The sequence below is a fragment of the Kitasatospora hibisci genome (assembly GCF_043950205.1).
In the GTDB taxonomy this organism is placed as follows: domain Bacteria; phylum Actinomycetota; class Actinomycetes; order Streptomycetales; family Streptomycetaceae; genus Kitasatospora; species Kitasatospora hibisci.
Genome location: NZ_CP171642.1, coordinates 2220769 through 2244467, shown reverse-complemented (window position 1 = coordinate 2244467; position 23699 = coordinate 2220769). Strand labels below are relative to the sequence as shown.

At 69.5% G+C, this 23699-nt stretch carries 17 protein-coding genes and 2 pseudogenes; 10 read left to right on the top strand and 9 right to left on the bottom strand.

The window, feature by feature from the left end; genetic code table 11:
• Positions 1-353: 353 nt before the first annotated feature.
• On the bottom strand, positions 354-482 hold the full coding sequence (locus ACF9IK_RS09550) for a hypothetical protein (protein ID WP_395298794.1): 129 nt from the start codon (positions 480-482) through the stop codon (positions 354-356).
• A 6-nt stretch (positions 483-488) separates the two neighbouring features.
• A pseudogene (locus ACF9IK_RS09545) lies at positions 489-632 on the bottom strand (hypothetical protein); the annotation flags it as partial.
• On the opposite strand from ACF9IK_RS09545, the pseudogene ACF9IK_RS09540 reads away from it, so the two are divergent.
• Positions 592-760: pseudogene (locus tag ACF9IK_RS09540) on the top strand (RHS repeat-associated core domain-containing protein); the annotation flags it as partial. The pseudogenes ACF9IK_RS09545 and ACF9IK_RS09540 sit on opposite strands and share 41 nt — an antisense overlap.
• 562 nt (positions 761-1322) lie before the next feature.
• Here ACF9IK_RS09540 and ACF9IK_RS09535 read toward each other — a convergent pair.
• The gene (locus ACF9IK_RS09535) at positions 1323-2573 is read right to left on the bottom strand and encodes a DUF6880 family protein (RefSeq protein WP_395293809.1); all 1251 of its coding nucleotides are present in this window, start codon (positions 2571-2573) and stop codon (positions 1323-1325) included.
• 109 nt (positions 2574-2682) lie between these two features.
• Here ACF9IK_RS09535 and ACF9IK_RS09530 point away from each other — a divergent pair, with 109 nt between their 5' ends.
• The 4 genes from ACF9IK_RS09530 to ACF9IK_RS09515 all read left to right on the top strand — a co-directional run bounded on the left by ACF9IK_RS09530 (position 2683) and on the right by ACF9IK_RS09515 (position 7012).
• Complete coding sequence (locus ACF9IK_RS09530) at positions 2683-3384, top strand: UPF0158 family protein (RefSeq protein ID WP_395298523.1); 702 nt, start codon at positions 2683-2685, stop codon at positions 3382-3384.
• A 26-nt stretch (positions 3385-3410) separates the two neighbouring features.
• Positions 3411-4547 (top strand): Fic family protein, encoded by a 1137-nt coding sequence (locus ACF9IK_RS09525; protein WP_395293808.1) that lies wholly within the window; start codon positions 3411-3413, stop codon positions 4545-4547.
• Positions 4548-4949: 402 nt separating this feature from the next.
• Positions 4950-5672 carry a hypothetical protein gene (locus tag ACF9IK_RS09520; protein WP_395293807.1) on the top strand — a complete coding sequence of 241 codons (723 nt, stop codon included), beginning with the start codon at positions 4950-4952 and terminating at the stop codon, positions 5670-5672.
• Positions 5669-7012 (top strand): helicase-associated domain-containing protein, encoded by a 1344-nt coding sequence (locus ACF9IK_RS09515; protein WP_395293806.1) that lies wholly within the window; start codon positions 5669-5671, stop codon positions 7010-7012. The genes ACF9IK_RS09520 and ACF9IK_RS09515 overlap by 4 nt, the downstream gene beginning before the upstream one ends.
• A gap of 326 nt (positions 7013-7338) precedes the next feature.
• On the opposite strand, the gene ACF9IK_RS09510 is transcribed toward ACF9IK_RS09515, so the two are convergent.
• From ACF9IK_RS09510 to ACF9IK_RS09485, 6 genes are all read right to left on the bottom strand, one after another.
• Complete coding sequence (locus ACF9IK_RS09510) at positions 7339-8601, bottom strand: ISL3 family transposase (RefSeq protein ID WP_395292190.1); 1263 nt, start codon at positions 8599-8601, stop codon at positions 7339-7341.
• Positions 8602-9104: 503 nt separating this feature from the next.
• Positions 9105-9806, bottom strand: a complete 702-nt coding sequence (locus tag ACF9IK_RS09505; protein WP_395293805.1) for a tyrosine-type recombinase/integrase — start codon at positions 9804-9806, stop codon at positions 9105-9107.
• A complete protein-coding gene (locus ACF9IK_RS09500; protein ID WP_395293804.1) occupies positions 9743-10264 on the bottom strand; it encodes a hypothetical protein in 522 nt (173 codons plus the stop codon). Before ACF9IK_RS09500 ends, ACF9IK_RS09505 begins: the two co-directional genes overlap by 64 nt.
• A gap of 664 nt (positions 10265-10928) precedes the next feature.
• Complete coding sequence (locus tag ACF9IK_RS09495; RefSeq protein ID WP_395293803.1) at positions 10929-12071, bottom strand: hypothetical protein; 1143 nt, start codon at positions 12069-12071, stop codon at positions 10929-10931.
• Between the two features lie 1125 nt (positions 12072-13196).
• On the bottom strand, positions 13197-15179 hold the full coding sequence (gene murJ / locus ACF9IK_RS09490) for a murein biosynthesis integral membrane protein MurJ (RefSeq protein WP_395293802.1): 1983 nt from the start codon (positions 15177-15179) through the stop codon (positions 13197-13199).
• A 256-nt stretch (positions 15180-15435) separates the two neighbouring features.
• The gene (locus tag ACF9IK_RS09485; RefSeq protein ID WP_395293801.1) at positions 15436-17727 is read right to left on the bottom strand and encodes a lantibiotic dehydratase; all 2292 of its coding nucleotides are present in this window, start codon (positions 17725-17727) and stop codon (positions 15436-15438) included.
• Positions 17728-18182: 455 nt separating this feature from the next.
• Here ACF9IK_RS09485 and ACF9IK_RS09480 point away from each other — a divergent pair, with 455 nt between their 5' ends.
• From ACF9IK_RS09480 to ACF9IK_RS09460, 5 genes are all read left to right on the top strand, one after another.
• Positions 18183-18320, top strand: a complete 138-nt coding sequence (locus tag ACF9IK_RS09480) for a hypothetical protein (protein WP_395293800.1) — start codon at positions 18183-18185, stop codon at positions 18318-18320.
• Between the two features lie 65 nt (positions 18321-18385).
• Positions 18386-18928 (top strand): GNAT family N-acetyltransferase, encoded by a 543-nt coding sequence (locus ACF9IK_RS09475; RefSeq protein WP_395293799.1) that lies wholly within the window; start codon positions 18386-18388, stop codon positions 18926-18928.
• Positions 18925-21462 (top strand): hypothetical protein, encoded by a 2538-nt coding sequence (locus ACF9IK_RS09470; RefSeq protein WP_395293798.1) that lies wholly within the window; start codon positions 18925-18927, stop codon positions 21460-21462. Before ACF9IK_RS09475 ends, ACF9IK_RS09470 begins: the two co-directional genes overlap by 4 nt.
• Before the next feature lie 4 nt (positions 21463-21466).
• Entirely contained in the window at positions 21467-22636 is a 1170-nt protein-coding gene (locus tag ACF9IK_RS09465) for a lanthionine synthetase LanC family protein (protein ID WP_395293797.1), read from the top strand.
• Positions 22637-22694: 58 nt separating this feature from the next.
• Positions 22695-23657 (top strand): hypothetical protein, encoded by a 963-nt coding sequence (locus tag ACF9IK_RS09460; RefSeq protein WP_395293796.1) that lies wholly within the window; start codon positions 22695-22697, stop codon positions 23655-23657.
• Positions 23658-23699 lie beyond the last annotated feature (42 nt).

Genomic DNA, 23699 nt, shown 5'->3' with positions numbered 1-23699 from the left:
GGCCTGCCTCTCACATTCGTCTCACGGTTTCCTGGTTCGACGCCGGGCTCGGGGGCTACTCGGCGTCGTGGACTGGTGGCGATATGCGCGTTTTCCACCCGCATATCCTATCTTTCGATCACTATGTGGCATCAATGGTTGCTCGCCGTGATCACAGATTCTGGCTGGCCGGTTTGCACTTGACGCTTTTTGAGCGATCAAGTGCGCGTCCGACAGGTCCAGCGGCTACCCAAAGGCCGGATCAGTCGGGCGATGGTGAGGCGCCCGCTGCTGCCTTCGTCGAAGGCGTGGCGCGACGTTGAGGCAGCGCTCCTGACGGCGCGTCAGGCTTCTGTCGTGGCGAATCCAGTCAGTCAGCCCCCTGTGCCGTACGGTGCCGTGTCGAAGCTGGCGGCGGTCGGGTCGTGGGAAGACGCTTCCGTGGCCTGCCGAATGGAGAGGTGGATGCGGCGGCGTGCGAAGTCGACTTCATCGATGAGCATGACGATGACGTTGTCGCCCTCGCGTACGACGTCCTCCGGTGCGGTGACCTCGTGCGCGCTGAGTTCCGTGACGTGGACCAGGCCCTCGATCAGGTCTGACCTGCCCAGGCCGGGCCAGTACGACGATGCGGAGTCAGGCCTCGAGTACAACTACTTCCGCTACTACGACCCGTCGACCGGCCGCTACCTGAGCAGCGACCCGCTCGGCCTGGACGGCGGTCCCAACCCGCACGCCTACGTCCCCAACGCGCTGTTCTTCACCGACCCGCTGGGCCTGGCCGCGCGTCGACAGCCCGTCGGCTGGGGCGGATCGCACTGCAGCCTGCGGCCGAGCAACTGGACCGACGGCAGCGACAACAACAGCTACGAGCGCAACCACATACCGGCCCGGGACGCCTACCTGGGCGTCGGCACCGCCCGGCTCGGCTACGGGCCCGGGCCGGCGATCCGGATGGACTACGACGACCACCGCGACTTCATCAGCACCGGATCCAGCGCGGAGGGCAAGGCGCGGCGCGCCAAGCAACGCGCCCTCATCGCCCAAGGCAAGTTCGACGTCGCGATGAAGATGGACATCGGCATGTCCGGCTGAGCGGGTGAAGCCGCAGAGTCGGGCGCGATCGGCGGTGAACTCGCCGCCGTTCGCGTGGAGTTGTGCGAGCAGCTCCGGCCGGATCCGGTGGAGCTGGCCGCGGCCTGCGACATGGACTCGTGCCTGAACCCGCCCGCCGCGTACCGGCAGTTGCCCGGCCCGCAGGGAGTAGCCGCCTTCGAACAGCGATGGAAGGCGTTGCGCCGCTGGTAACCGTTCCGGCCTTGACCGTCTCCGCACTGGGCGGGTCAGGGGGTCAGGCCGGCCTTGTCGAGTTTGGCGATGAAGGTGGTCTTGCGCTTGTGCTCGTCCCGTAGTTCGGTGAGGTAGTCGCTGAATCCGTCTGGGTTGCCGGCTGCGGCGTGGGCGGCGCGCAGGCGGCGCAGCAGCTTGACCGCGCGGTCGTAGCGGTACTTGCTGGTGTCGGAGAGCTGGGCCTGGACGAGGTATCGGTAGGCGGGCAGCACGTCGGCGGGGTGGGTGGTCTCGCGCTGTTCGACGAGGCTGTGCAGCAGAAGCGGGCCGACCTGGTGGGGATGGGCGGCGGCGGTGGACCAGGCCTCGTCGTCCAGGCCCGCCAGCGTGAGGGCCTGGACGAGTTCGCTGAGGCGGTTGGGGTCGGCGGTGGCGCGGGCGCGTAGTTCATCCAGGGCCGGGGCGAGCGGCGCGGTGTCGCCGGTGCGCTCGCAGGTGGCGGCGAGGGCCCGGTAGGTGGCGGCGACCGGGTGTCGGTTGAACTCGGCGATGCGCACCTCGAGCGCATCGGCCGGTTGGTCGTCGTCGAGGAGGAGGTCGACCAGCAGGTCACGAAGGCGTTCGCTGTAGGGGTTGCCGGGGTGGTGGGCCAGTCCGCGCCGGGCCCAGGCCGCGGCCTCCGCGGTGCGGCCGGCGGCCACCAGTGCCAGGGTGATCTTTCGGTACTGCTCGGGGCTCTTCAAGTCCTCGGCGAGGACTGCGACGTAGTGGTCAACGTCGCCGGTGAGTTCAGCGAGCTGTTCCCGGAAGTCGCGGACGGAGAACTGGGCGCTCCAGGAGTCCGGTGCGGCACTGGCGGCGCGGGCCTCGACCTGGGCGGCGATGTCGGCGATTCCTTTCTCGCCGAGGGCTGGGGCGAAGGCGCGCAGGTGGATGCGGGGCCAGCCGGGCCCGTCGAACTGTGCCGCCACCAGCCACGAGGCGAGGGTCTTCGGGCTGGCGGGCGGAGCGAGTTCGAGGGCGCGGGCGTACAGGTCGGTCAGTTCCTGCAGCGCGTCGCCGACGATGCCGGAGGAGTCGTCCAGGTACATCAGCGTGCGGGTGACCCGGTCCACGGCGGTGCGCAGCGTCCGCACGACCGTTTGGGCGTGGCCGGCCTCGACCAGCGTGGTCGCGGTCTCCAGTGCTTGGTGGGCGGTTGCCTGGTACTCGCCCCGCCCGTGGTAAGGATGGCGGCGCTTGTCCCACCGCAACCTGTCCACCAGTGTGGCGAGCCCTTCCGGGGAGACCGTGTTCGTGCCCATGCGCCCATCCCACCACATCGGGCATGCCCGCGAGCAGACGCCTGAGGGCCTGTTCCCTGACCGCGGACCTGGCGTTCGCCGGATCGGGTATGCGGCTACCGTGCTGTCCATGAGGGGTACGTGGAGCGAGGAGAGTCTGCGGCAGCTGCGCGCGGCGCGGCATGCCGGCGACTGGGCAGCGCTGGTCGCGCTGCTGTCGGAGCAACTGCTGGCCGAGGTTCTGCAGCAGGTGGGGGATGCCGTCGGCGAGGCGGTGACCGCGCGGGTGCCGGGCGCGGAGGAGCTGGCCGCACAGTGCGTCGTCGGGCTCACCGAGCGCGACTGGGAGGGGGACGCGGAGTTGGCACGGCAGCTCGAGGCCGCGCTGGGCCCCGGCCCCGTGCCGGTGCTCAGGCCACTGCCGGTGGATCTGGCGGAGTTGTCCGGGCTGCTGGAGGGCGACCCGGGCTTCGGCGGTGGCCGGATCGACCTGACCACCGGTGACTGCTGGCCCCAGCAGGCCGACTCCGACGAGCAGACGGAGGATGACGAAGACCCCGAGCGGTGGCTACCGGTGTGGTGCGAGGGCTCCCGGGACGGCTACCGGGATATGGAGCTGTTCATCGCGACAGTCGGTGACGCCGATTTCACGGATCGCCTGGAGATCGCGATCACGGGCCGTGGGGCGTTCCGCCGCTTCAAGGACGTCCTGGCGCGCCGTGAGGACGAGTTGCACCGGTTCCACGTGTTCGCCGAGGAGCGGCAGCGCGGCCGGGCGCGGGCCTGGCTCGCCGGGTACGGCTACCGTCCGGCGCCTCACGATTTGACGTAATGACTGCGTCACTCTATCATTGCTGCATGCTCTTCCCCACCCCTGTCCTCACTGCTCGCGACGAAGGAGTTCTCCACGACGTCGAGAGCATGCGTCTGGCTCTGCGCCACCAGGTGCGTTCGGCTCCCTCGAAGTGGACTGAGGGCCTGCGTAAGTTCCTGACGGCCGATGCCGTGGCGGCGTCCAACTCCATCGAGGGATTCAAGGTCGCCACGGTCGACGTCGAGGACCTTCTGGACGGTGAGCGCGACGTCGAGGTGTCGGAGGAGAACCGCGAGGAGACGCTCGCCTACCAGCGGATGATGACGTACATCCAGACGCTTTTCGATGTCGAGGACTTCTCCTATGGCAAGGGCCTTCTCAATGCCCTGCACTGGATGCTGCAGGGGCATCGTCATACTGTGCGAAAGCCGGCCGGGCAGTGGCGGAGGGGGCCTGTGTATGTCACCGATGCCCGCGATCCGAGCATTGCCGCCTACACCGCCCCCGACGCGGGGGATGTCTCGGCGTTGATGGGGGAGCTGGTGGACTGGCTGAACTCCGACGATGGCACCCACCCGCTGGTACGGGCCGCCATGGCGCACCTGCATCTGGTGTCCATTCATCCATGGGCGGACGGGAACGGCCGGATGTCACGCTCGCTGCAGACGCTCATGATCGCCAGGGAGGGGGTACTGGCGCCGGAGTTCTCCTCGATCGAGGCCTGGCTGGGGCGTCCGGGCAATACCTGGGAGTACTACCGGGAGCTGGGTCGCCGCGGCTCCGAGTACGTGCCCGACCAGGATGTCTCCAGCTGGGTTCGCTTCAACCTGACCGCCTACCATCAGCAGGCGCAGACCGTACGAGCCCGCCTTGAGAGGTCTGGGCGGGTCTGGGGCCTGCTTGCCGACTTCGCGGCAGGCGCAGGCGTCGACGAGCGCGTGGTCTCCGCCCTGCACGATGTGGCGATGGCTGGCCGTGTGCGGCGCTCGCGCTACGAGCACGCCGAGAGTCTGAGCCTGCAGCAGGCACAGCGAGATCTACGAGACATGGTGGCTACCCAGGTGCTTGAGCCGGTCGGGCGTACTCGGGCGAGGTACTACACGGCCGGACCCCGATTCCCACAGCTCGCACTGGAGGTGGCACGTACTCCGATGGCCCTGGTTGACCCGTTCGCCGAGTGAGGTCCTGCGGTCATTGGCGGGGGCTGCCAGCAGACCGGTCCGGGCGCAGGTGCGCTGGGACTGCGGCCCTCGGATTCGTCCGAGGGGCAGGCGATGGGTCAGCGCACCTGGGGGCAGTGCTCGGCGGCCCGGCGGCCGCCCTGGGATACGGCGGCCAGGGTTGCCCTATCGTCCGCTGGCGCCCTGGTTCTTCTTCTCGGGCTTGCGGCTGCGGGCCACGGGCGACATGGCGGGCCTTCGTGGAGAACGGATGGCAGTTCCACCGCTGAAGCTGGGCTCGGAGCGCAGGGTATACCGCCATCAGGGGCGCCGGCGGTTGCTTGAAGCGTCTGCCAGCCGTTCGGGTCGACATCCCAGGGCCAGGTCCAAGGTAGTGCGGGGCTGGTGGAGAATGCCCGGGTGATGGAGAGTAACGATGTGCTGGCGAGGGTCTTGGAGCTGCGGGCCGCGGGGAGCGGGCCGAAGCAGATCGCCAGGGCGCTCGGTCTGCGCCCCGCGCAGGCGAGTGCGCTGCTGCGACAGGCCGCCGAGTGCCGGGCGGAAGGGACGGACCCGGCCGATCGGCCGGTGGTCGGATGCTGGGTGAACGCGGGCTGGAGCGCCGGCCTGGGACTGGCCGCCGCGCCCGCGTGGGCGCAGGCCGACCCGCATGCCACCGCTGATCCCGCGACCGGCGGTTTCGCGCAGGTGCTGGTGGCCCGTCAGGAGCGAGCCAGCAGAGTGACAGTGTGCGGGTTCCTGGTGGACGTCTACTGCTTGGGTGTGAAGAACACCGTCGAGCCGGAGGTTGTCGGAGCCGGCTCACTCCTTGCCTATCTGCGCCGGTACTACTCGGCCTTCGACCAGCCGCCGCTGAGCATCGAGCTCGACCAGGCTCGCACGATCGTGCACGGCGCGGTCGCGTACGCGCGTTCCCTCGGTTTCACACCCGCACCCGGCTTCGCGGATACCGCCCCTTACCTCGGGTCTGTGCGAGGCGATGAGCCCGCGATCGTCTTCGGCCGCGAGGGGAAGCCGTTCTACGTCTCCGGCCCGTACGACGACGCCCGGCACATCGTCCACACCCTGGAGCAGTCCTGCGGAACGGACGGCTTTCACTACACCGTGGCGATGGGGCAGGTATGAGCATCGATCACCAGCTCGATGACCGTCAGGAGAAAGAACGCCGGGTCCGTGTGACCGAACACGAGGCGCAGGCCAACCTGGCCGCCATGCTCCAGCTGTGCGCGACGGGCAAGCTGCGCTGCAGCGAGAAGACCCGCAGGCCGAGCGCGGCCGCCGTCGCCGCGATCGGCGAGGTCCTCGACGGCGGCGACTTCTACGAGCACGAGGCCATCGCCGCCTTCGCCTGGCCCCTGCTCCTCCAGGCAGGCGGCCTGGCAACCCTCGCATCAGGCAGGCTCACGCTGACCCCGCGCGGCCGCACCGCACTCGCCAAGCCCGCACACGAGACCATCGTGGCCCTCTGGCAGCGCTGGCTGAAGAACACCCTGCTGGACGAGTTCAACCGGATCGAGGAGATCAAGGGCCAGCGCGCCGCGAACGTGCTCACCGCCGTCCGATCGCGTCGCGAACTCGTCGGCCAGGCACTCACCGCCCGCACCACCGGCCAATGGATCACCGTGGACGATCTGTTCGCCCAGATGCGCCGAGCCGGCCAGGACCCCGTCATCACCCGCAGCGAACGCGCCCTGTGGAAGCTATACCTGGAGGACCCCCAGTACGGAATCCTCGGTTACGACGGCCACCACGACTGGTCGCTGCTCCAAGGGCGCTATACCCTCGCCGTGCTGTTCGAATACGCCGCCGTCCTCGGTCTGATCGACATCGACTACATCCCGCCCGCCGGAGCCCGCACCGACTACCAGAACAACTGGGGCGGCGACTACCTCGAACAACTCAGCCGCTACGACGGCCTGCTCGCCCTGCGCCTCAACCCACTCGGCGCCTACGCCACCCACCAAGCGGCCACCTACACCCCAAGCCCCAAGCCTCAACCGGCAACCCCGCTCGGCCGGCTCACCGTACTACCGAACCACGACATCGCCGCCCTCGACGGACTGGCCCCCGCCGACGCCGTGCTCCTGGACGCCTTCGCGGACAAGACCGGCGACCGCGTCTGGAGCCTCACCCGCCGCTCCCTGCTTCGAGCCGCCGACGCCGGACGCGACCTCACCGAGCTGCGCCGCTACCTGGAGTCGGCAAGTCGGTATCCGCTGCCGCAGACCGTCACGACGCTCCTGGAGGACACGGCCCGCCGCCTTGGCCAGGTTCGTGACACCGGCCCGGTCCACCTGATCGAATGCGCGGACCCTGCGGTGGCGGCCCTCCTGGCCGGGGACCGGCACCTGCGTACCTTCGCGACCCGGCTGGGGGAGCGCCACATCGCCGTCCCCGCCGACCGGCTCGCCGCCTTCCGCAAGACTGTCCTCGCCCAGGGATACCCGCTGGCACAAGTCCGATGACCACCGGATGCCAAGGTCACTCGCCGAAGCAACAGCCTGAACCAGCGTGTCTGGCGATGACTGGAACCGACTCAGAACGAGGTGAGCCGCAGTGAGGAAGCTCACTGCGGCTCACCGGCCTCTCACGCGCCTCTCACGGACTGGGTGTCATGAGGTGGGATCAGGCGTCATGGGAGGTGGACGAGATGGACCCAGACCTGAACGAATCGGACAGGAAAGCGATATCCGTACTTGTTTTCGACCGCTGGGGGTCAAGGGGTCGCAGGTTCAAATCCTGTCGTCCCGACCAGCATTTTCGGGCTCTTCTGCTGGATCCGTGGGTGTGATCAGGTGAGTTGGCGGCGGGGCAGGGTGGGTCGGTTGCCGTCGAGGGTGAGCATGACGAGGGCGATGACGGCGTCGGCGGTGCGGAAGCCGAAGCCTCGGCGGATGATCAGACGGGTCTTGGTGTTGGTCGACTCGATCAGCCCGTTGGACAATTGCTCGGCGATCGCGGCCGTGATGGCCTCGCGGTGCCGTTTGATCTTCCGGCGCAGGTCCAGGAAGGCGGGGATGCGGCAGCGCTGGGCCCAGGCCAGCCAGCGGTCCAGCGCGGCGACGGCAGCCGCCATGCCCTCGGCCTTCGCGATCCGGTAGACCATGCGCAGGCCCTCCTTCAAGAGGTAGGCGCGGTGCAGACGGGGGTCGTTGGCGGCGATCCAGGCCAGCTTCGCGCTCTGGCGCTCGGTCAGGTCTTCCGGGTTCTTCCACAGCGCGTGGCGCGAGTGCTTCAGCCGGCGGGCCAGGTCGGGGTCGGCGGCCTGGCGCCGGGCCCGGTTCCAGCTCGCGCGGCGTTCCTCGTCGAGGGCGTCGGTGGCCCAGGCGACGACGTGGAACGGGTCCATCGCCCGGATCGCGTTCGGGGCGCGCTCGGCCACGACGTCCGCGATCCACTCCGCGCCGTCCGCGCTGATATGCGTCAGCCGATGGGCCCGTTGCTCGCCGAGAGCGTCGAAGAAGCGGCGCAGGACCTCCTTGCCGTGGCCGTCGGCCATCCACACCACGTGCCGGGTGTCGTGGTCCACGACCACGGTCATGTACTTCTGCCCCTTGCGGTAGGAGATCTCGTCGACGCCGATCCGCCGCAGCCCGGCGAGGCGGTCGATCCCGACGTCGGCGTCGCGCCGGTAGCGGGTCAGGATCGCGCCGACAGTGCGCCAGGCGACCCGCATCAACTGCGCGGTTGCCGACTTGGAGCACTCGGTGGCCAGCCAGGCGACCTGCTGGTCGAAGTCACGGGTATGCCCGGCTCCGTGACGGGCCCAGGGCACCGCCGCGACCACCACACCGTGCCGCGTGCACGACACCCGCGGAGCGTCAGCCTCCAGGAAGAGTTTCAGGCCGGCCGCGTCCAGGTGCCGCCAGCGGCGCCGGCCGTCCCCGGCATCGAAGCGGGGGCAGCGCCTGCCGCAGACCCCGCAGCGGCGACGCGCCCGACCCCGCAGACGCACCGCGACCACGATGACCTGGGACTCTTCCTCGAACCAGGCGTCCTCCGGCGCTGCCTCCCCGCATCCGACCAGTGCCTTCAATACGGTGGTGAACCGCACGCCGTTCTCCCTGCGCGTCTGATCCTGAGCCTCGATACCTCAAGATCTGCACAGGGGACGGCGTGTGCCGTGTCAGGCACTCCGGACCGACCCACGGATGGAGCAGAAGAGCCCATTTTCGCAGGTCGGAAGCCACTTCTATCAAAACGATAGGAGTGGCTTTTTCCTTTGGTGGTCGCAATGTGGTCGTGAACGCTCGTTCACATCACCTTGCTGGGCGCGTTTCCGCAGGCCGGCCCCTCCGACCTGGTCGTGACGGGGCATCTGTTCATTCATCTGGGAACCCTCGTGCCGTCGATCGCGGACTGGTCGCCTCTTCGGCGCGGAAGCGGGCCCGGATTCGCGGGAAATAGGCATGCCGACAGAACCTGCGGCGTCATCTGCTTCGACGGGCCGCACGTTTATCAAGTGTCAGCTATGAGCCGGGAATCCCGGTTGCTTGTCGGCCCTGGTGGCCGCAGCGGCCAGGAGCGTCCGCCGGGCCGCCTGCAGCGGTGGGGCTGTCAGGACGCGTGGCTGACCAGCGGGTTCGGCAAGCCGACGTCGTGGGCGGGGGCGTCCGGGTCGTGCCGGGTGCGGGCTTGGACGAGGTGGAGCCTTGCCTCGATGGTGTTCACGGCGGCCCTGGCGACGTCCCAGGTCAGGTGGCTGTAGATGTTCGCGGTGGTCGACAGGGTGGAGTGCCGCAGGGTCTTGGAGATGACGGCCATGGAGACGTTGCCCTCCAGGGCGAGGGTGGCGGCGAGGTGGCGCAGGTCGTGGATGGTGACGTGGGGCAGCGCGGCCTGTTCGCGCAGTTCGTGGAAGCGCCGCCGGACGGCGGCGGGGTGGAGGGGCTGGCCGTCGGGGCCCTGGAAGACGTGGCCGTTGATAGTGGCGGTGCTGCGGGCCGTGGCGCGCTGGAGGGCGGCGGCGACCCGCTCGGACAGGGGCACCCAGTTGCGGCTCTTCCTGGTCTTCGGCGGGGTCAGGACGAGTTCGTGGTTGTCGACCGCGGACAGGGTGTGGCGGATGTACATGACGCGGTCGTCCAGGCGCACGCAGGGGCGCTGGAGGCCGAGCGCCTCGCCCTTGCGCAGGCCGGTGCCGATGATGACCTCGAAGAGGTCGGCGAAGGCGGGGTCGACGTTTCGGCAGTGACTCAGGAAGGCGACGGCCTGCTCGGCGCTCCAGGGGACGCGTTCGTCGGGGCGGGGCCTGCGCATGGGCAGGGGCTGGGCGGCGTTGAAGGGCAGGCGGTGGGTGCGCACGGCGGATCCGAGGGCGCTGGAGAGCGTGGCGAGGCAGTGGTAGACGGCCTGGCGTCCGCGGCCGGCTTCGAGCTGCTCGTGGGGTAGGCGGAGATGTGGTCGTGGGCGAGGTCCTCCAGGCGCAGTCTGCCGAAGACGGGTATCAACTCGCAGAGCACGTAGGTGCGGTAGCGGGCGTAGGTGGTGGGCTTGAGCAGGAACTCCATGTCCTTGAGCCACTTGGTGAGGTAGGCGGCCACCGTCTCGTGCGGGTCCGCGTCGAACCCCAGCTGGCGCCCTTCGAGGAAGCGCCGCAGCGCCGTCTCGGCGGCGAAGTCGTCCTCGAACCCGCCGCGGCGCACGGTGCGCCGCCGGCCGCTGAGGGAGGGGATGTCGACGGCGAACGTCCACGTGCCGTGCCCCTCCTCAGTCAAACGCGGACACCCGGCGCCGAGCTGACGCCGGGTTGCGTCCCGGCATCCGCAACGGCGGTAGACCCGGCCCGGCCGTCCTGACTTGCGCACTTCCTGTTCCTCCTGAGGCGATTGGTGCTCGATCGGCTCGCGGAGGCTAGCGGGGTGACCGCCCATCGGGTTGTCTGCGACCACCATGCGATCACCAACGCCGAATCAGGCCCCTGACCTGCGGCTCGCGGTGAGGACCCGCACCTGGGCGGGCCAATGAATGGGGAGACGGCCTCGCCATTTCGGACGGACGGCGTGAGGACCCGGAAACTACTACCGTGCGTAACCACCGGCCCTGCTTCGGGACCGCTTCATGCCCGCTTCGGACCTCGAAGCGGGGACGTGCGAGCAGGAGGCCGGGACGACCTTTCTATTGACGGGAGCCCAAGCGGGTGGTACGGGGCTCTCGTCCTCTGGTGCATGTTCGGCCTGAAGGTCGGGCGTCCCGTGGCCTCGGCCTGGTTGCACAGTGTCACCAAAATGCGGCCCGGATGGGCGGGCCACCGCTGGCTCCAGGTCGAGGTGGGTGGGCGTGCCGACGTCGGGAGCGTCACGTCAGCCGGCCCGTGTATGGACGTCCTTGTGGAGGTTGTGTGCGGGCCGGAGGTGCTACTCGTGCGGTCGAGTCGGACGGTCAGATGAGCCGGTCGCGGTTGGCGGCTGCGGCTTCGCGGACGAGTCGGGCGAACCGGCTGCGGTCGATGCCGGGCTGTCCTGTGTGCTCGTCGTCCCGGTCCTCGTCATCGCCGAAGTCGTCTTCGTCGTCGGGTTCGTCGTATTCCTCGTGGAGGAGCCAGCAGCCGTGGATGCCGGCGAGGAGGTCTTCGAGGAGGTCGGGGGCGGGCCGCCGGGGGTCGAGTGGGGTCAGGCGCAGGCCGGTGTCCTCGGGGTCGGTGTCCGGGCCGGTGTGTTGGGCGAGGTTGTCGTCGATGTCTTCGAGTTGTTCGCGCAGGCCGGCGGGGTCGGGGAGGAGGCCGTCGGCGATGTGGAGGGCGTGGCGTACGAGGCCGGTGACCGCGTCGTACGGGGAGGCGCCGGCTTCGAGGAGTTCGAGGACGTGGGTGGGGGTTTCGTGGGGAAGGGCTTCGATGTTGTCGGCTTCGGAGAGTACGGCGGTGGGGGCATGGCCGGTGGCTTCGGCGGTGACCTCGGCTGCGGCGGCGAGCCAGTGGGCCGCGGCGACGGCCGCGGCGGTGGGATCGATGTCGGTGAACAGTGCCGCGGGGCCGAAGGGGTCCTGTTCGAGGAGGCGGTCGGCGGCGGCGACCTGGACGGGGGAGGCGCCTTCGCGGCTGAGGAGTACGGCCTGGCGGGCGCGGCCGGTCAGGTCGCCGAGTTCGGCGTTCTCCACGGCGGCCAGCTCGGTGCGGGTTTCGGCGAGGACGGCGTCGGTGAGGTCCGCGTTGCCGAGGGCGTGCAGGGCGCGGCCGGCGCGGTGAGCGGACTCGACCAGGGGGCTGTATTCGACGTCGAGCATGCCGTCCTGGGGGAGGTTGGGCCGGGTGATGGCACCGGGGACCTCGTCGAACGCCTTGCGTTCCTCCGCGCGGCGCCAGCCCTCGGAGTCGGGCTCCAGGGACGCGGCGGCGCTGGCCGGGTGGGTGTAGGTGCGCCACGCGGCCTCTGACAGCTGTGTGAGCGCGCGGGCCAGGCGCATCAGCGCGCCGGTGTCCGTGTCGGCAGGGAGGGTGGCGATGCGGGTGGCGAGGTCGCCCTCACCGGTTCCCCAGGTGACGATCAGCTCGTGTTGGGAAGGGTCGACGCTGTACCGGGTCACGTATCCCTACCTCCAGAATCGGTGCAAGCTACCTCATGTGACACAAAACAATTCTGACGTAACATCAGAGTCTGTCGTCACCGGGTGGATCCGCGGACGGTGCTGCCGATTGCGGAGGGTGCCGCGCAGCAGGCCGGTATGACGGCCTCGTCGTGGCGGGCTGCCGCGTCAGGAGCCCGGTCACCACGACGACCGGTCCTGAAGCCGGGCCCGCGGCGGGCCGTCCTCTCGCCGGTGACTTGTGGGCGCCTGGGCACCACAGGGGCCGTGTGGTTCATGCGGGTGGGGACTGCAGGGTGCCATTGGGGAGGGGAGGGACAGTCCCGCCGGAGGCAGTGCCGTGGACGATCAGGACGATGTGCGTCGTGTCATCGAGGGTTTCCTCGCCGCGCGGGAAGTCCTGGAAATTGCCGAGGCTGACGTCCAGCGGGGTGCCGCGGACACCGCTCGGGCGAGCCGTGAGACGTTCGCCCGGGCGGCTGCCTCACGGACGAAGGACGTCCTGCAGTTTCGGATGTGCGCTCAACCGTGCTGTCGCATTTCTTCGAGGAGGAATCGCGTTCTGCGGCCTCGATCGAGGAGGCCCTGTAGGTCTGCCGACTCGTCTTCGCAGCAGCCAGCCAGGCCGGTGGACCGTCGCTGTGACGTCGATGGGCGGTTCCGGCACGTCCTGCGCGATCGGTGTGACGGTGGCCGTGGCCCGCCACCTCGTTCCGTTGTCGACCAGGAGCGGATCGCGTCCAGTAACACGCGGTGGCAGTACGCCTCCGGCTGACCGCCTCGCCCGCGCAGCCAGCCCGGTACCGGCAGCGGCGGCCGCACCAGCGCCCGCTCCGCATCGGACATGTTCGTCGGGTAGCGGCGAGCACGGACCCCGCGATCGGCGGCGTTTCCGCATCGGTGTGCCAGGCAGTCACACGCGAGGGCGACCGAAGTGGACCCCGCTCCCGCAATGTCGCAGGACTGCGACAGCAGGGCCTCCTGGACCGCTCTTTGGCGTAGACACCCTTCGAGCTACCAAGAGGCCCTGCTTTCATGCGCGGCGGCCGCCGCACTCAACTCCCGTTCGACCGGCGCCCCTCAAGATCGGAACGACGACAGCGGCTCCTGTGAGTTACGAGTTGCTCAGCGACCCAGCTTCGTGCGGAGCATGCCGATCAGGCCGTCGACCTCCCGGACCTTCATCATCCGCGCGAGGACGAGGAAGGTGCCCAGGAGCGCGAGGCCGCCCAGGACAAGGGCGGTGAGGGATCCTGGAACGCCGCTGCCGAGGTTGTTGAGGAGGACGAACGCGAGTGCGCCGCCGATGGCTGCCGCGGGAGCGGCGGCGGCGACGAGCCGGGCGTAGGTGCGCATGACCCGTGAGCCGTCGAGGTCCCCGCCCAGACGTCGGCGCAGGCGTCGCCAGGCGATTCCGACGCCGACCGCGTAGGCGAGGCCGTAGGCCGCGGCCATTCCGGCGACGGCCCAGCGTGCGGGCAGGACGGCGAAGGCGATGCCGGATCCGGCGGCGTTCACCACGGCGACGACGACTGTGTTGTAGAAGGGCGTGCGGGTGTCTTCGAACGCGTAGAAGCCACGCAGCACCACATACTGCACCGAGTAGGGGATGAGGCCGAGGCCGAAGGCCATGAGGATGTAGCCGATGTTCTGCGCGCCGGGGCCTGCGCCCGCGTAAAGGAAAGTCGCTGTCGGCACGCCGAGGGCGAGGAAGGCGAACGCGCACGGCACGATGGCGACCGCCGAGGTGCGCAGGCCGTGGGAGATGTCGTCGCGCACGGCGCCGACGTCACCGTCGTTGGCCGAGCGGGCGATCCGCGGCAGGATCGCGGTCATGACTGACACGGTGACGATGGCCTGGGGCATCTGCCACAGCTGCAGCGCGAAGTTGTAGGCGGTGATGCCGGTTCCGGGGTGGCCCTGTTTCTCAGCGACCGGTCCGGCCCAGGTGGCCAGCTGGGTGACGACGAGGAGACCGGCGTGGTTGGCGAGGACGAACAGGACGGTCCACTTCGCTAGGCCGATGGCCTTGCCGAGGCCGTGTCCTCGCCAGTCGAAGCGCGGGCGGATCCTGAACCCTGTCGCGCGGAGGTACGGCCCCATGGCGAGGGCCTGCACGACCAGGCCGAGCAGGGTGCCAGCGCCCAGAAGCCGCACGCCTTCGGGGGTGATGGTGTCGGCGGTGACGCCAGAGTGGCCGAAGCTGCCGAAGGCCCAGACGAAGCCGCCGAAGGCCGCGGTGATCACGATGTTGTTCAGGACCGGGGTCCACATCATCGCGCCGAAGCGGCCCCGGGCGTTGAGGACCTGTCCGAGCAGGACGTGCGCGCCCATGAAGAACATGGTCGGCAGGCAGTAGCGGGCGAAAGTCGTGGCCACCGCCAGTCGCTGCGGATCGTCGCCGATGGACGGTGACATCATCTGCACGAGGAGCGGGGCCGCGAGCACGGATGCGACGGTGATGCAGCCCAGGAGCACCAGAACGAGGGTCACCAGGCGGTTGGCGTAGGCCTCGCCGCCGTCCTCGTCCTCCTTCATCGCACGGACCAGCTGAGGGATGAAGACGGAGTTCAGTGCGCCGCCGGCGACCAGGATGTAGATCATCGTCGGGAGGACGTTGGCGACCTGGTACGTGTCGTTCAGCGTACCGACCCCGATCGCCGCCGCCATCGCGAGCGTGCGGAGGAAGCCGGTCAGCCGGGAGACGATGGTGCCGACCGCCATCAGAGCGCTGGACTTCAGGAGGCCGGAGCTGCGTTTCGCGGCCTGGTCTATGGTGTCGGTGCCCTCGGCTGGAGCAGGACCACTCTCCGCTTCGGGGGTGCGGGGCGCGGCATGCCGGCCTGCGGGGCGGACCCGGTTCTGGTCCGGCCTCGGAATGGCGAGATCGATCGTCGGGGACGGGTCGTACGTCTCCCCCTCGTAGGACCGCAGGTGTCCGTCCGGCGGGCCGGCCGGCGACCGGGTCGCGTGCCAGGCCGGTTCCGCCTCGTCAGTGCGCTGCTCGTAGTCGTCGTTGTACGGCATGTTCATGGATACCCACTCTTGTGCACCCTGTGGCACCTCGGCCCGCCCTGCGCCCGGCACCGCACGCCCGACGGGCATCATCCGCTGTGGGTCACGGTGTGGACAGGGAACGGGAGCCGACGCGCATCCGACCGAACTGACCGTTGCTCCGCTCGAGGCTCAGACGGTGTTCGACGCCAGGGGCGACGGTGAGCGCAGCCTTTCCTTAGCAATGATGATCTGTTGAGCCTACCTGCAACGCGCCGTGCCCATGCCGGGTTTGAGCCGTTGCGCTCCAGGCGACCCTCATCGGTCGCTCCGAGCCCGCGACGGCGCTCGCCTCGCCGCTGGCGGGCAGTCAGGCAGTCTTCGGGACCTGACGGAGCCTTCGGTGGACGGCGTTGGTGAGCCGGAGTTCGGCTTCAGGGTCCACCCCGAATAGGCGGTTGCAGTGCATGTGGACCAGGCTCTCGTTGATCCTGGCCAGACGCGTTGGATCGAATTCGTCGGGCTTCCGGAGAAGTCGTCCGAAGCGCTGTGCCGCGGGGCGCCGTGTCCGCGCCTCCGTCGCACGGTCGGCTTGCAGCCTTGGGCCTCCTTCGGTCAGTGCGCCTGAGACGCGTCCCATCCAGGAGGCTGAGCGGAGTGTGGGATCGAAAGCGTGGAGCAGGTCGAGGACGCCTTCCACCGCGTTGTCCAGGGAGGGCCCGGCCACTCCGTGGCGGCACCAGAGGTCCAGAACGGACCGGCTGTCCTCGGCGAAGAGGCGCTCGGCGTCCGCGATGAGCGCGGCGCCGCCGTAGCGGTCGACCTCCTGGTCGTAGGTGTCCAGGCTCATGGCGCCGGTGAGCCCCGCCCGGTGGAGTTCAGCCACGGTGTCGCGCAGCACCGGCACGACCTGCGTCAGGAGGGGTTCCGGTTGTCCGTGCAGACGCAGACGCAGTTGTCCGCTGCCCTGGTCGAGGTAGCGGACGAAGAACCACCGGTCCACGGCGTCGGTGAGAACGGTCGCGAGGCGGTCGTGGATGCGCAGGAGGACCAGCGGCTGGCTGCGCTGGGGGCAGGGGATCTTGGCGTACAGCCATTCACCGCCCGGGAGGTGCCGACTCGGCGTGAATCGCCGTACGGGACGCGGGATGGGTGGCAGGACCCGGTGGCGCTGCTCGCCGTATGTGGAGGGTGCACCCACGGGGAAGTGGACGTGCGGTGAGCGCGAGGCCTCCGCCGGTCCGGCGTCGCCCACGGGCTCGAGTACGTACCCGTGCTTCCCGGAGGCGATCAGCTCGCGGAACTCGTCGGATCGGACTGCGACTTCGAGGCGCCGACGGCCGCCGCTCGCGGGATCCGGTATCCGCACGAGGTCCGGCACGTGGTAGCCGGCCTGCCAGGCGTCCCGGTAGGTGGCCCAGGCCGGGCCGGCCTCTGCGGCGGCCGCGGTCAGGCGCACGGGAACCCGCCACCGCGCGGGAGTGAGAACGGTGCGGCGGTACCGGACACGGGGGAGGAAGGGCTGAGCAGAGAGGGCGCCCCACGACCAAGCGAGGGGTCCTCCGGTCGTCAGTCGGCCGAGGGCGAGAAGCAACCTCGCGACTGGCGGGAGAGCCGATTCGGGCGTGTCATCCGCGGCCACCGGAATCAGCACCGTTCCGTGCTCGAGGTCGACGACGTGCAGCCGATGGGCGTCGGCCCTGAGCCCGATCGCGGTGAGAGGGAGGTCGCCGGGGAGGGTGGGTGCGATGTCCACGACGATGCGTCGGCCGTGGAGGGGAGCGGCGGCCGTTCGCGGCGCTGCGACGGGGACGAGGACCGCCGTCTCCCGGTCGGCGAGGGTCTGGGGCGTGATATGCCGCCACCCTGAGCTCGTGCCGAACTCCGGCTCGAGGAGGAGGGGATCCGGCCCGCTGTCAGCACGGAGTCCGAGCGGGGACACCGAGACGGAACACGGCAGGTCGATTCGCGTGTCTGCCGGGACCCCGCTGCTCATGACGTCGGCTGCGTGCTCGGCGTTCAGCAGGACCTCGCGACGTCCTTCGGCCAGGGACTCGTGCAGCAGGGACGCGAGAACGGCCTCGCCCGCCCCGGACGGCAGCGACGTGTCAGGGACAGGCGGTTCCTCCGTCAGGTGTCGATCCGGGATTCCCAGACCCCGGTGATCGTCCAGTACGTCGGGCAGCGGCACCGCACTGTCCACTCCGTAGGCCTCGACGAAGCGCTGGTGAAGCCTCTTCTCGGCATCCGGAACGACCGGGGGAAGGAGGTGGCGAAGCAGCTCGAGCGCTTCCTTCGCCTCCGACCTGACCTCCTCCGCGAATTCGTCCGTGGTAGCGGTGTTCAGCCCAGGCCATTTCTGCGGGACTGTTTCGAGCGGACTCGGACCAATTTCGGCGGCCAGCAGGAACCCCAGTGAATGAAGTCTGCGAATGAATCCGCGGCACATGTCCGGGGTGGCAGCGGGCAGCATCTCGAGCATTCGCCGGACCATCGCGTCCTCCGGCACCGCTTCCTGCGCGAAGCCGAGAATCAGGTCGACGGTTTCGGTGGCCGCGATCGCGACCTCCCTCGCAGGACCCGTCCCGCCCTCCGCGCGGCGGAGGAGTACCACCGAGTCCCCCCTTCGCATGGCCTGGCAGTTCGCCGTGAAGCTCAGCAAAACGAATCACCCAATCCCTCTGCACTGTTCGAAATGATGCCCTGAATCACGGGCCGCACGGCAGCCCGCCCGACTGCGGCTCCCCTTCCCTCGAAGGAGCGGACCCGAATGGAACCGGCCCCGCGCCCGCACTCATCGAGATCCTTCCACAGGGGGCGAGGCCGGACGGAGCGACATCACGCCCACCCTGGGCTTGACATGCTCATTAATCCTGCGGACACCTCATCACATTCCTGCGGAGTCGAAAACCCCCGCACTACGGATCTCTGCATCTATTGCTGCGGAGTGGAAAAAGGATTACTGCGGAACCTTCGGTGAGCCGCATCACAAGGGTGATCGTTTGACATGTGTTCGAATGCGGATGAGGATCGTTCTGCATCTCGAGAGGCAACACCGCTTGAAAGTCGGATTCCGCTTCCGGAATCCGGTATCCGTCGAATCCGAGGGGAATCATCATGGAGAAGCAGCTCGCTGAGCTCGTCGCCGAGCTTGACATCGACGTCACCGAGATCGCGATCGAGGGCGCCGACAAGGAGTTCCCGACCGGCTACGGCTCCTGCGGCGTCTCGGGCAGCCCGGCCGGCGCCTGCTGACGTACGAAATGAGCACCGCGGCCGAGATATCTCTCGGCCGCGGTGTCGTAACTGGGGGAAAAGACATGCGATCCGTTCTGGTCTCCGGTCAGACGATGGTTCTTCGTGAAATCACGGAGGCAGACCTGCAGCCGCTCTCGGCCATCCTCGGCGATGCCGCCACGATGGACCCGTATGGATCGGATCCACTGACCACCGAGCAGATCCGTCAGTACATCGCCGATGCCTGTCTGGCGAGCGCGCAGGAGCCGAGGGAGCGTTACATCCTCGCAGCGGAAGGCCTGGCGAATGCCGAGGTGATCGGTGTCTCGACGCTGGAGCTGGGTCCGTATCGAAGCGCCATGGTGGGCGGCCTCGTCCGCAGGGACCTGTGGCGGGCGGGAAACGCCTCGGAGGGCATCACCCTGACGATCGACTTCGGGTTCCGCGAACTCGGCCTCCACCGCATCTGGGGCTGCCACGACAGCACCAACCCCGCCTCGGGCCACGTCATGGCCAAGGTCGGCATGAGGTACGAGGGCACCAGGCGCGACAGCGCGCTCGTCCGCGGCCAGTGGCTCGACTCCTCGACGTACTCGGTGCTGGAACACGAATGGCCCGCCCGATGAGCCCGCAGCACACCGAGCTGCTGCGCATCGCCTCGGTCCCCGTCTGCCTCTGGACGGACGGGGGAAGCTCCGACCTGCTCGACCTCATTACGCGCGCCGACCTGGCGCGGGATCGCTACAACCGCCTGGCCGAGCAGACCGCGGTACGGATCGGCGACGCCGTCGTCCCCCGTGAGGACCTGACGAAGGCCGAACGGGCCCAGGCGCTTCGCGTTCGGCGCTCCCTGCACCGCGGAGTCGGGCACGACCTCGTCGACTGGCATCGGCAAAGTGCCCAGCTCGACGAGCTTGCCGATGTCGCCCGGCGCGGGCCCGGAGGCACGCAGCTGGCCGAGGAGATCGCGACGACCCTTCAGGCCGGCGCCCTGGCGGTTCGGGAGTGGCAGTCCGCTCAGGCCGCTGTCCATGCGGAGCTGGAGCGTACAGGCCGCCTGCCCTGGGAGACCGCCCAGAAGACACAGGTGCTGTGGCAGACCCTCGCCGAGGACCACCCCGACGTGACCGCCGACATCCGACGGCGCTTGGCCGAGGGCGAGCACTGGGACGGCAAGCAGCTGCGCAAGCGGTCGGACTTCCTCTGGCGCCTGATCACCAGGGCGGCCACCAAGACGACCCCACGCGGCTGGCTCACCCATGTCGCCCCGCTGCGGATCCACGCGACCAGGACGAAGACCACCACCGTCGCCGATGCCCTGGCCGTCCACCGGGTCGAGAACCTGTACACGGCGAGGCGGCGCCACGCACTTCCGTCCGGCGCCGCGGACGCCGCTGCGTACGACGGCACCCACTGTGCCAACAGCGGGACCTGCTCCTGCCCTCGGGTCTCCCTCGCCCCACTGCATCGTGTGGAGGTCGAGGCCCTGGTCGTCTGGACCCAGCAGGACAGGGGCCGACTCGAGCGATTCCGCATCCGCCGCACTCCGGTCCTGTCCGCCGCCCTGACCCGGCTGTCGGACGGCCCTGTTCCCTGGCACGAGCTCCGGCAGCCACCGGACACCGGCACCACCCGGCTCAGCGCGGACGCCTGGTCGAAGTTCCTCGAGCACCTGATCACGCTGGGCGTCCTCCAGGCCCAGGGCATGGCTGCGGAATCGAAGCCCGCATGGTCGCCCCTCCCCGATGTGCGCCCGGCGGAGTCGACACCGGACACCGACGCATCCCCCGCGTTCACGGACGTGTACCGGCAGGCAGCCGATCTCACCCTGCAGCCGGGGCCCCGGCGACTGCAGGAGCTGCTGGCCCACGCTTCGCGGCTTGCGGACCTGCTCTACGACGAAGCCAGCCCGAGTGTCCAGGACTCCAACGTCCTGGCGCTGCTGAGCGACGAGCCGCGGCCCGTGCTCGACATCCTGCACGAGTACGTGACCGGGAACGCACCGCAGACCCGTGAGGGCGGCGCCCACACACACGGCAGGTGGCCGAAGCCGAACCTGGGCGACTCGCCGTACGCGCGCGTGGTGGACCACATCGCGCGGTCGGCCGAAGCCTCCCCCGGGACCATCGACCTCACCCCCGGTCTGCTCGACCGGCTGGGCGTCCCCGCACACAGCCCGGTGTGGCCGATGACGGCCATGCTGCGCCCGATGGGCTCCGAAGGCTCGGAGTCCGTGGTCCTGGACGCGGTGATGCCGTCCGGCGTGATCGACTCACGTTTCGCCGGCGCGCTCTCCCTGCTCCACCCGGACCGTGAAGACGGCGACGAGTACCGCGCCTTCCTCAGCGGACTCGAGGACCGTTCGGGAGCGGCCTTCGTCGAGATCTGCGTGCCGTCCCTGGGCACGCACTCGGCGAACGCCGTGCGGAGGCCCGAATACACCTCCCTGTGGACCGGGGACACCGACCGGACCCTCTACTACGCGCCGCTGGACCGGCACGCCGCGATGCGCCACGTCGCACTGGGCGCCATCACCATGCGCCGCGACGGAGGGCGGCCGATCGCCGAGGCAGAGGGGACCACGCTGTGGCCGGTCCTGCATGCCACGAAGGGGATGGAGCCGCCGTGGGACACGCTCGGCGGACTCCTTCTCGCGGCCGGTCCGCGGCGTCTGCTGAGGCCTTTCAAACTCGGCGGGGTGCTGGCCGCGCTGCCGTCGCTGGCCAGCCTCCCGAGGGTGACCCTGGGCGGGGAACTCGTCATCTCCTGCGCCCAGTGGCGGGTGCCCGTCGCCGAGATACTGCCGCCGGGCGCCTCGGTTCCCCTGCAGATGCTCATGCTGGCGCGGCTGCAGCGGGACCGCGGGGTGCCTCGCTGGGTCTTCGCCACGACGTATTTCGGCGGAAAGCCGGTGGCCGTGGACCTCTGCAGCGTCCTCGCCCCGCGGCTGTTGGACAGGATGGCGGCCGACAGTCCGACCGGCGACCTCGTCCTCGAGGAGATGCTCCCCCAGCCCGGAGCGTCACCGTTCACAGACGAGCGCGGAGAGGGGCTGACCGCTGAGATCACGATGCGGTTCCCTGCGGACCCGACCGGCGACGGACTCGCCGCGGCCGTCTCCCCCGGCCTGTGCCGGCGACTGCTGCCCGAACGGAAGTAGGACCATGCCGGACCATGGCGAGCTGGCTCTCCAGAGCTGCGCGGATGCGCTGGGCCTCGGTGCAGTGGCCTGGCCGGGAGACCCCGGTCCCGCCTTCCTCGCCGCCGCCCTCCTGAAGCTCGGCTCCGACCGGCAGCGGGACCGGGCGGTGTCGGCGCTGGAGCGCTGGCTGCACGGCCTCCGCGAGGTCCGCGGAACCGCGCTCTTCGGCGGGCTCACCGGGTACGTCGCCGGGCTGGCGGTCGCCGCCGAGGCCCACGAGCCGCTGCGCCCCCTGCTCTCCCGTCTGAGCGGGCGGCTGGCCGATTTCGGCGCCGGGCGGCCCTGGCGTGCCACGGACGTGACGTTCGCCGATTACGACCTGGCGGTCGGCCCGAGTGGATCACTACTGGCACTCCGGGCCGCAGGGGCGGGCATGGAGCGGCTGGGTCCATACGTCGACCACCTGTCGGCGTTGTGCCTGAGCCCCGGGCTGGCGTCGCTGCGCGTGACCGGCTATCCGGCCGACTCGGCACTCGGCTGGTGCCATGGCCGCGTGAACACCAGTCTGGCCCACGGTGTGTCCGGCATCGCCGTGGCCCTGGCCTCCGTCGGCACGGCCCCCGGCTCGCCCCACCCAGTAGGGCCGGCGCTCGAACGGGCGCAGGGCTTCCTGCTGTCACAACTCGTGGACGACAGCACAGGACTGCCGACCTGGCCGAGGGCGGGGCGGCTCCCGGGGGAGCCTCGCCCGTGTCCCGACGACCTGCGCCAGTCATGGTGCTACGGCTCTCCCGGCGTCGCGTGGTCGCTGTGGGAGACGGCGCGGGTCACCGGGGACGCCGAGGCCGAGAGCAGCGCGCTGCGTGTCTTCGCCGCGTTCTGCGATCGCTTCGACGAGGAGATCTACCTGCTGGGTCCGTCGCTGGGAGACGACCTGGGCATCTGCCACGGGGCGGCCGGCCTGTGCGCCATCGCGGATGCCTTCTGGCGGCACGCGCGTTTGCCCCAGGCCCGCGCCCTGCGCGACCGACTGCTGCCCGGACTCGCCCGGAGACTGCCGGAGCTGCTCGGGCCGGCGGCGACGGAGCCTGCCGCGACCCTGCTCAACGGTGCCGCGGGGCCGGCGCTGGTGCTGCTGACGGCCGCCGACCTCATTCCCCGCCGATGGCTCACGTGCATCGGCCTGCGGTGATCACCTCTCACCACCACAGTCCACCTTCCGATCCCGGTAAGACGCAGGAGAAGTAGATATGAAGGCGCCTCGTGTCGTGGCGGTGTCCCTCCAGAAGTGCGGCACCCACCTGGTCAAGGAGCTGATGTCCGCTCTGGGCTACGGCCTGTACGGGCAACTGCTCATCACGGACGACGTTCGCCCCGTCTTCAGCGAGGAGACGGCCTGGCGGATGGTGGAGACCGTCTTCACCACCGGGGAGATTGACCGGCTGAAGGCCTCCGCGGATCCGACCGCCTTCGTCGCTGCGGCGGAACGGGCCGCGCAAGCCGTCGGCTGGGCTTGGAAGAGGCGCCTCGGTCTGCCCCTGGACAACTGGTACGGGCACGAGCTCCCCGATGCCGACCTGGTCGACCGGGCGTACGCCGCCACCCGGAACTCGGACTTCGCCGAAACCCCCGAGAACATCTGCTGGATCCTGCACCAGCTCAACGTCGAGAAGGCGGACGGACGCTTCCTGCGCGAGTGGGTGGCGACGGGGCAGCCGCGCATGCTGTTCAACTACCGCGACCCCAGGGATGCCCTGGTGTCGATGGTCAACTACCTGGCGGCCGGTGATCGCATCAAGTACGGGCTCTTCGCCGAGTTCCACGTCTACAGCGACATCCTGGCGGCCATTCCCACCATGGCCGGCCGCCTGGACTTTGCGCTCGGCGACCCCCGTTTCCCAGGGCTGCGGGACTTCGAGGAGTCTCTGTGGCTGCTGGCGCACCCTCAGGTCTGCAAGATCACCTTCGAGGAACTGGTCGGGGAGAAGGGCGGCGGCAGCCGGGACTCGCAGGCTGCGGCGGTGCGCCGTGTCCAGGAGTTCATCGGGGACGAATCCGACACCGCAGCCATCGCGGACGTGCTCTTCAACGAGAAGTCCTTCACCTTCCACCGGGGACGGACCGAGGGCTGGCGCGAGAGCTTCACTCCGGCGCTCGAGAGGAAGTTCAACGCCCGGTACGGCCACCTGATCGAGACGTACGGATACCACTGAGCCCCTGTCCGCCCACCGCCGGAGTCTTCCCGAGGAATCCCT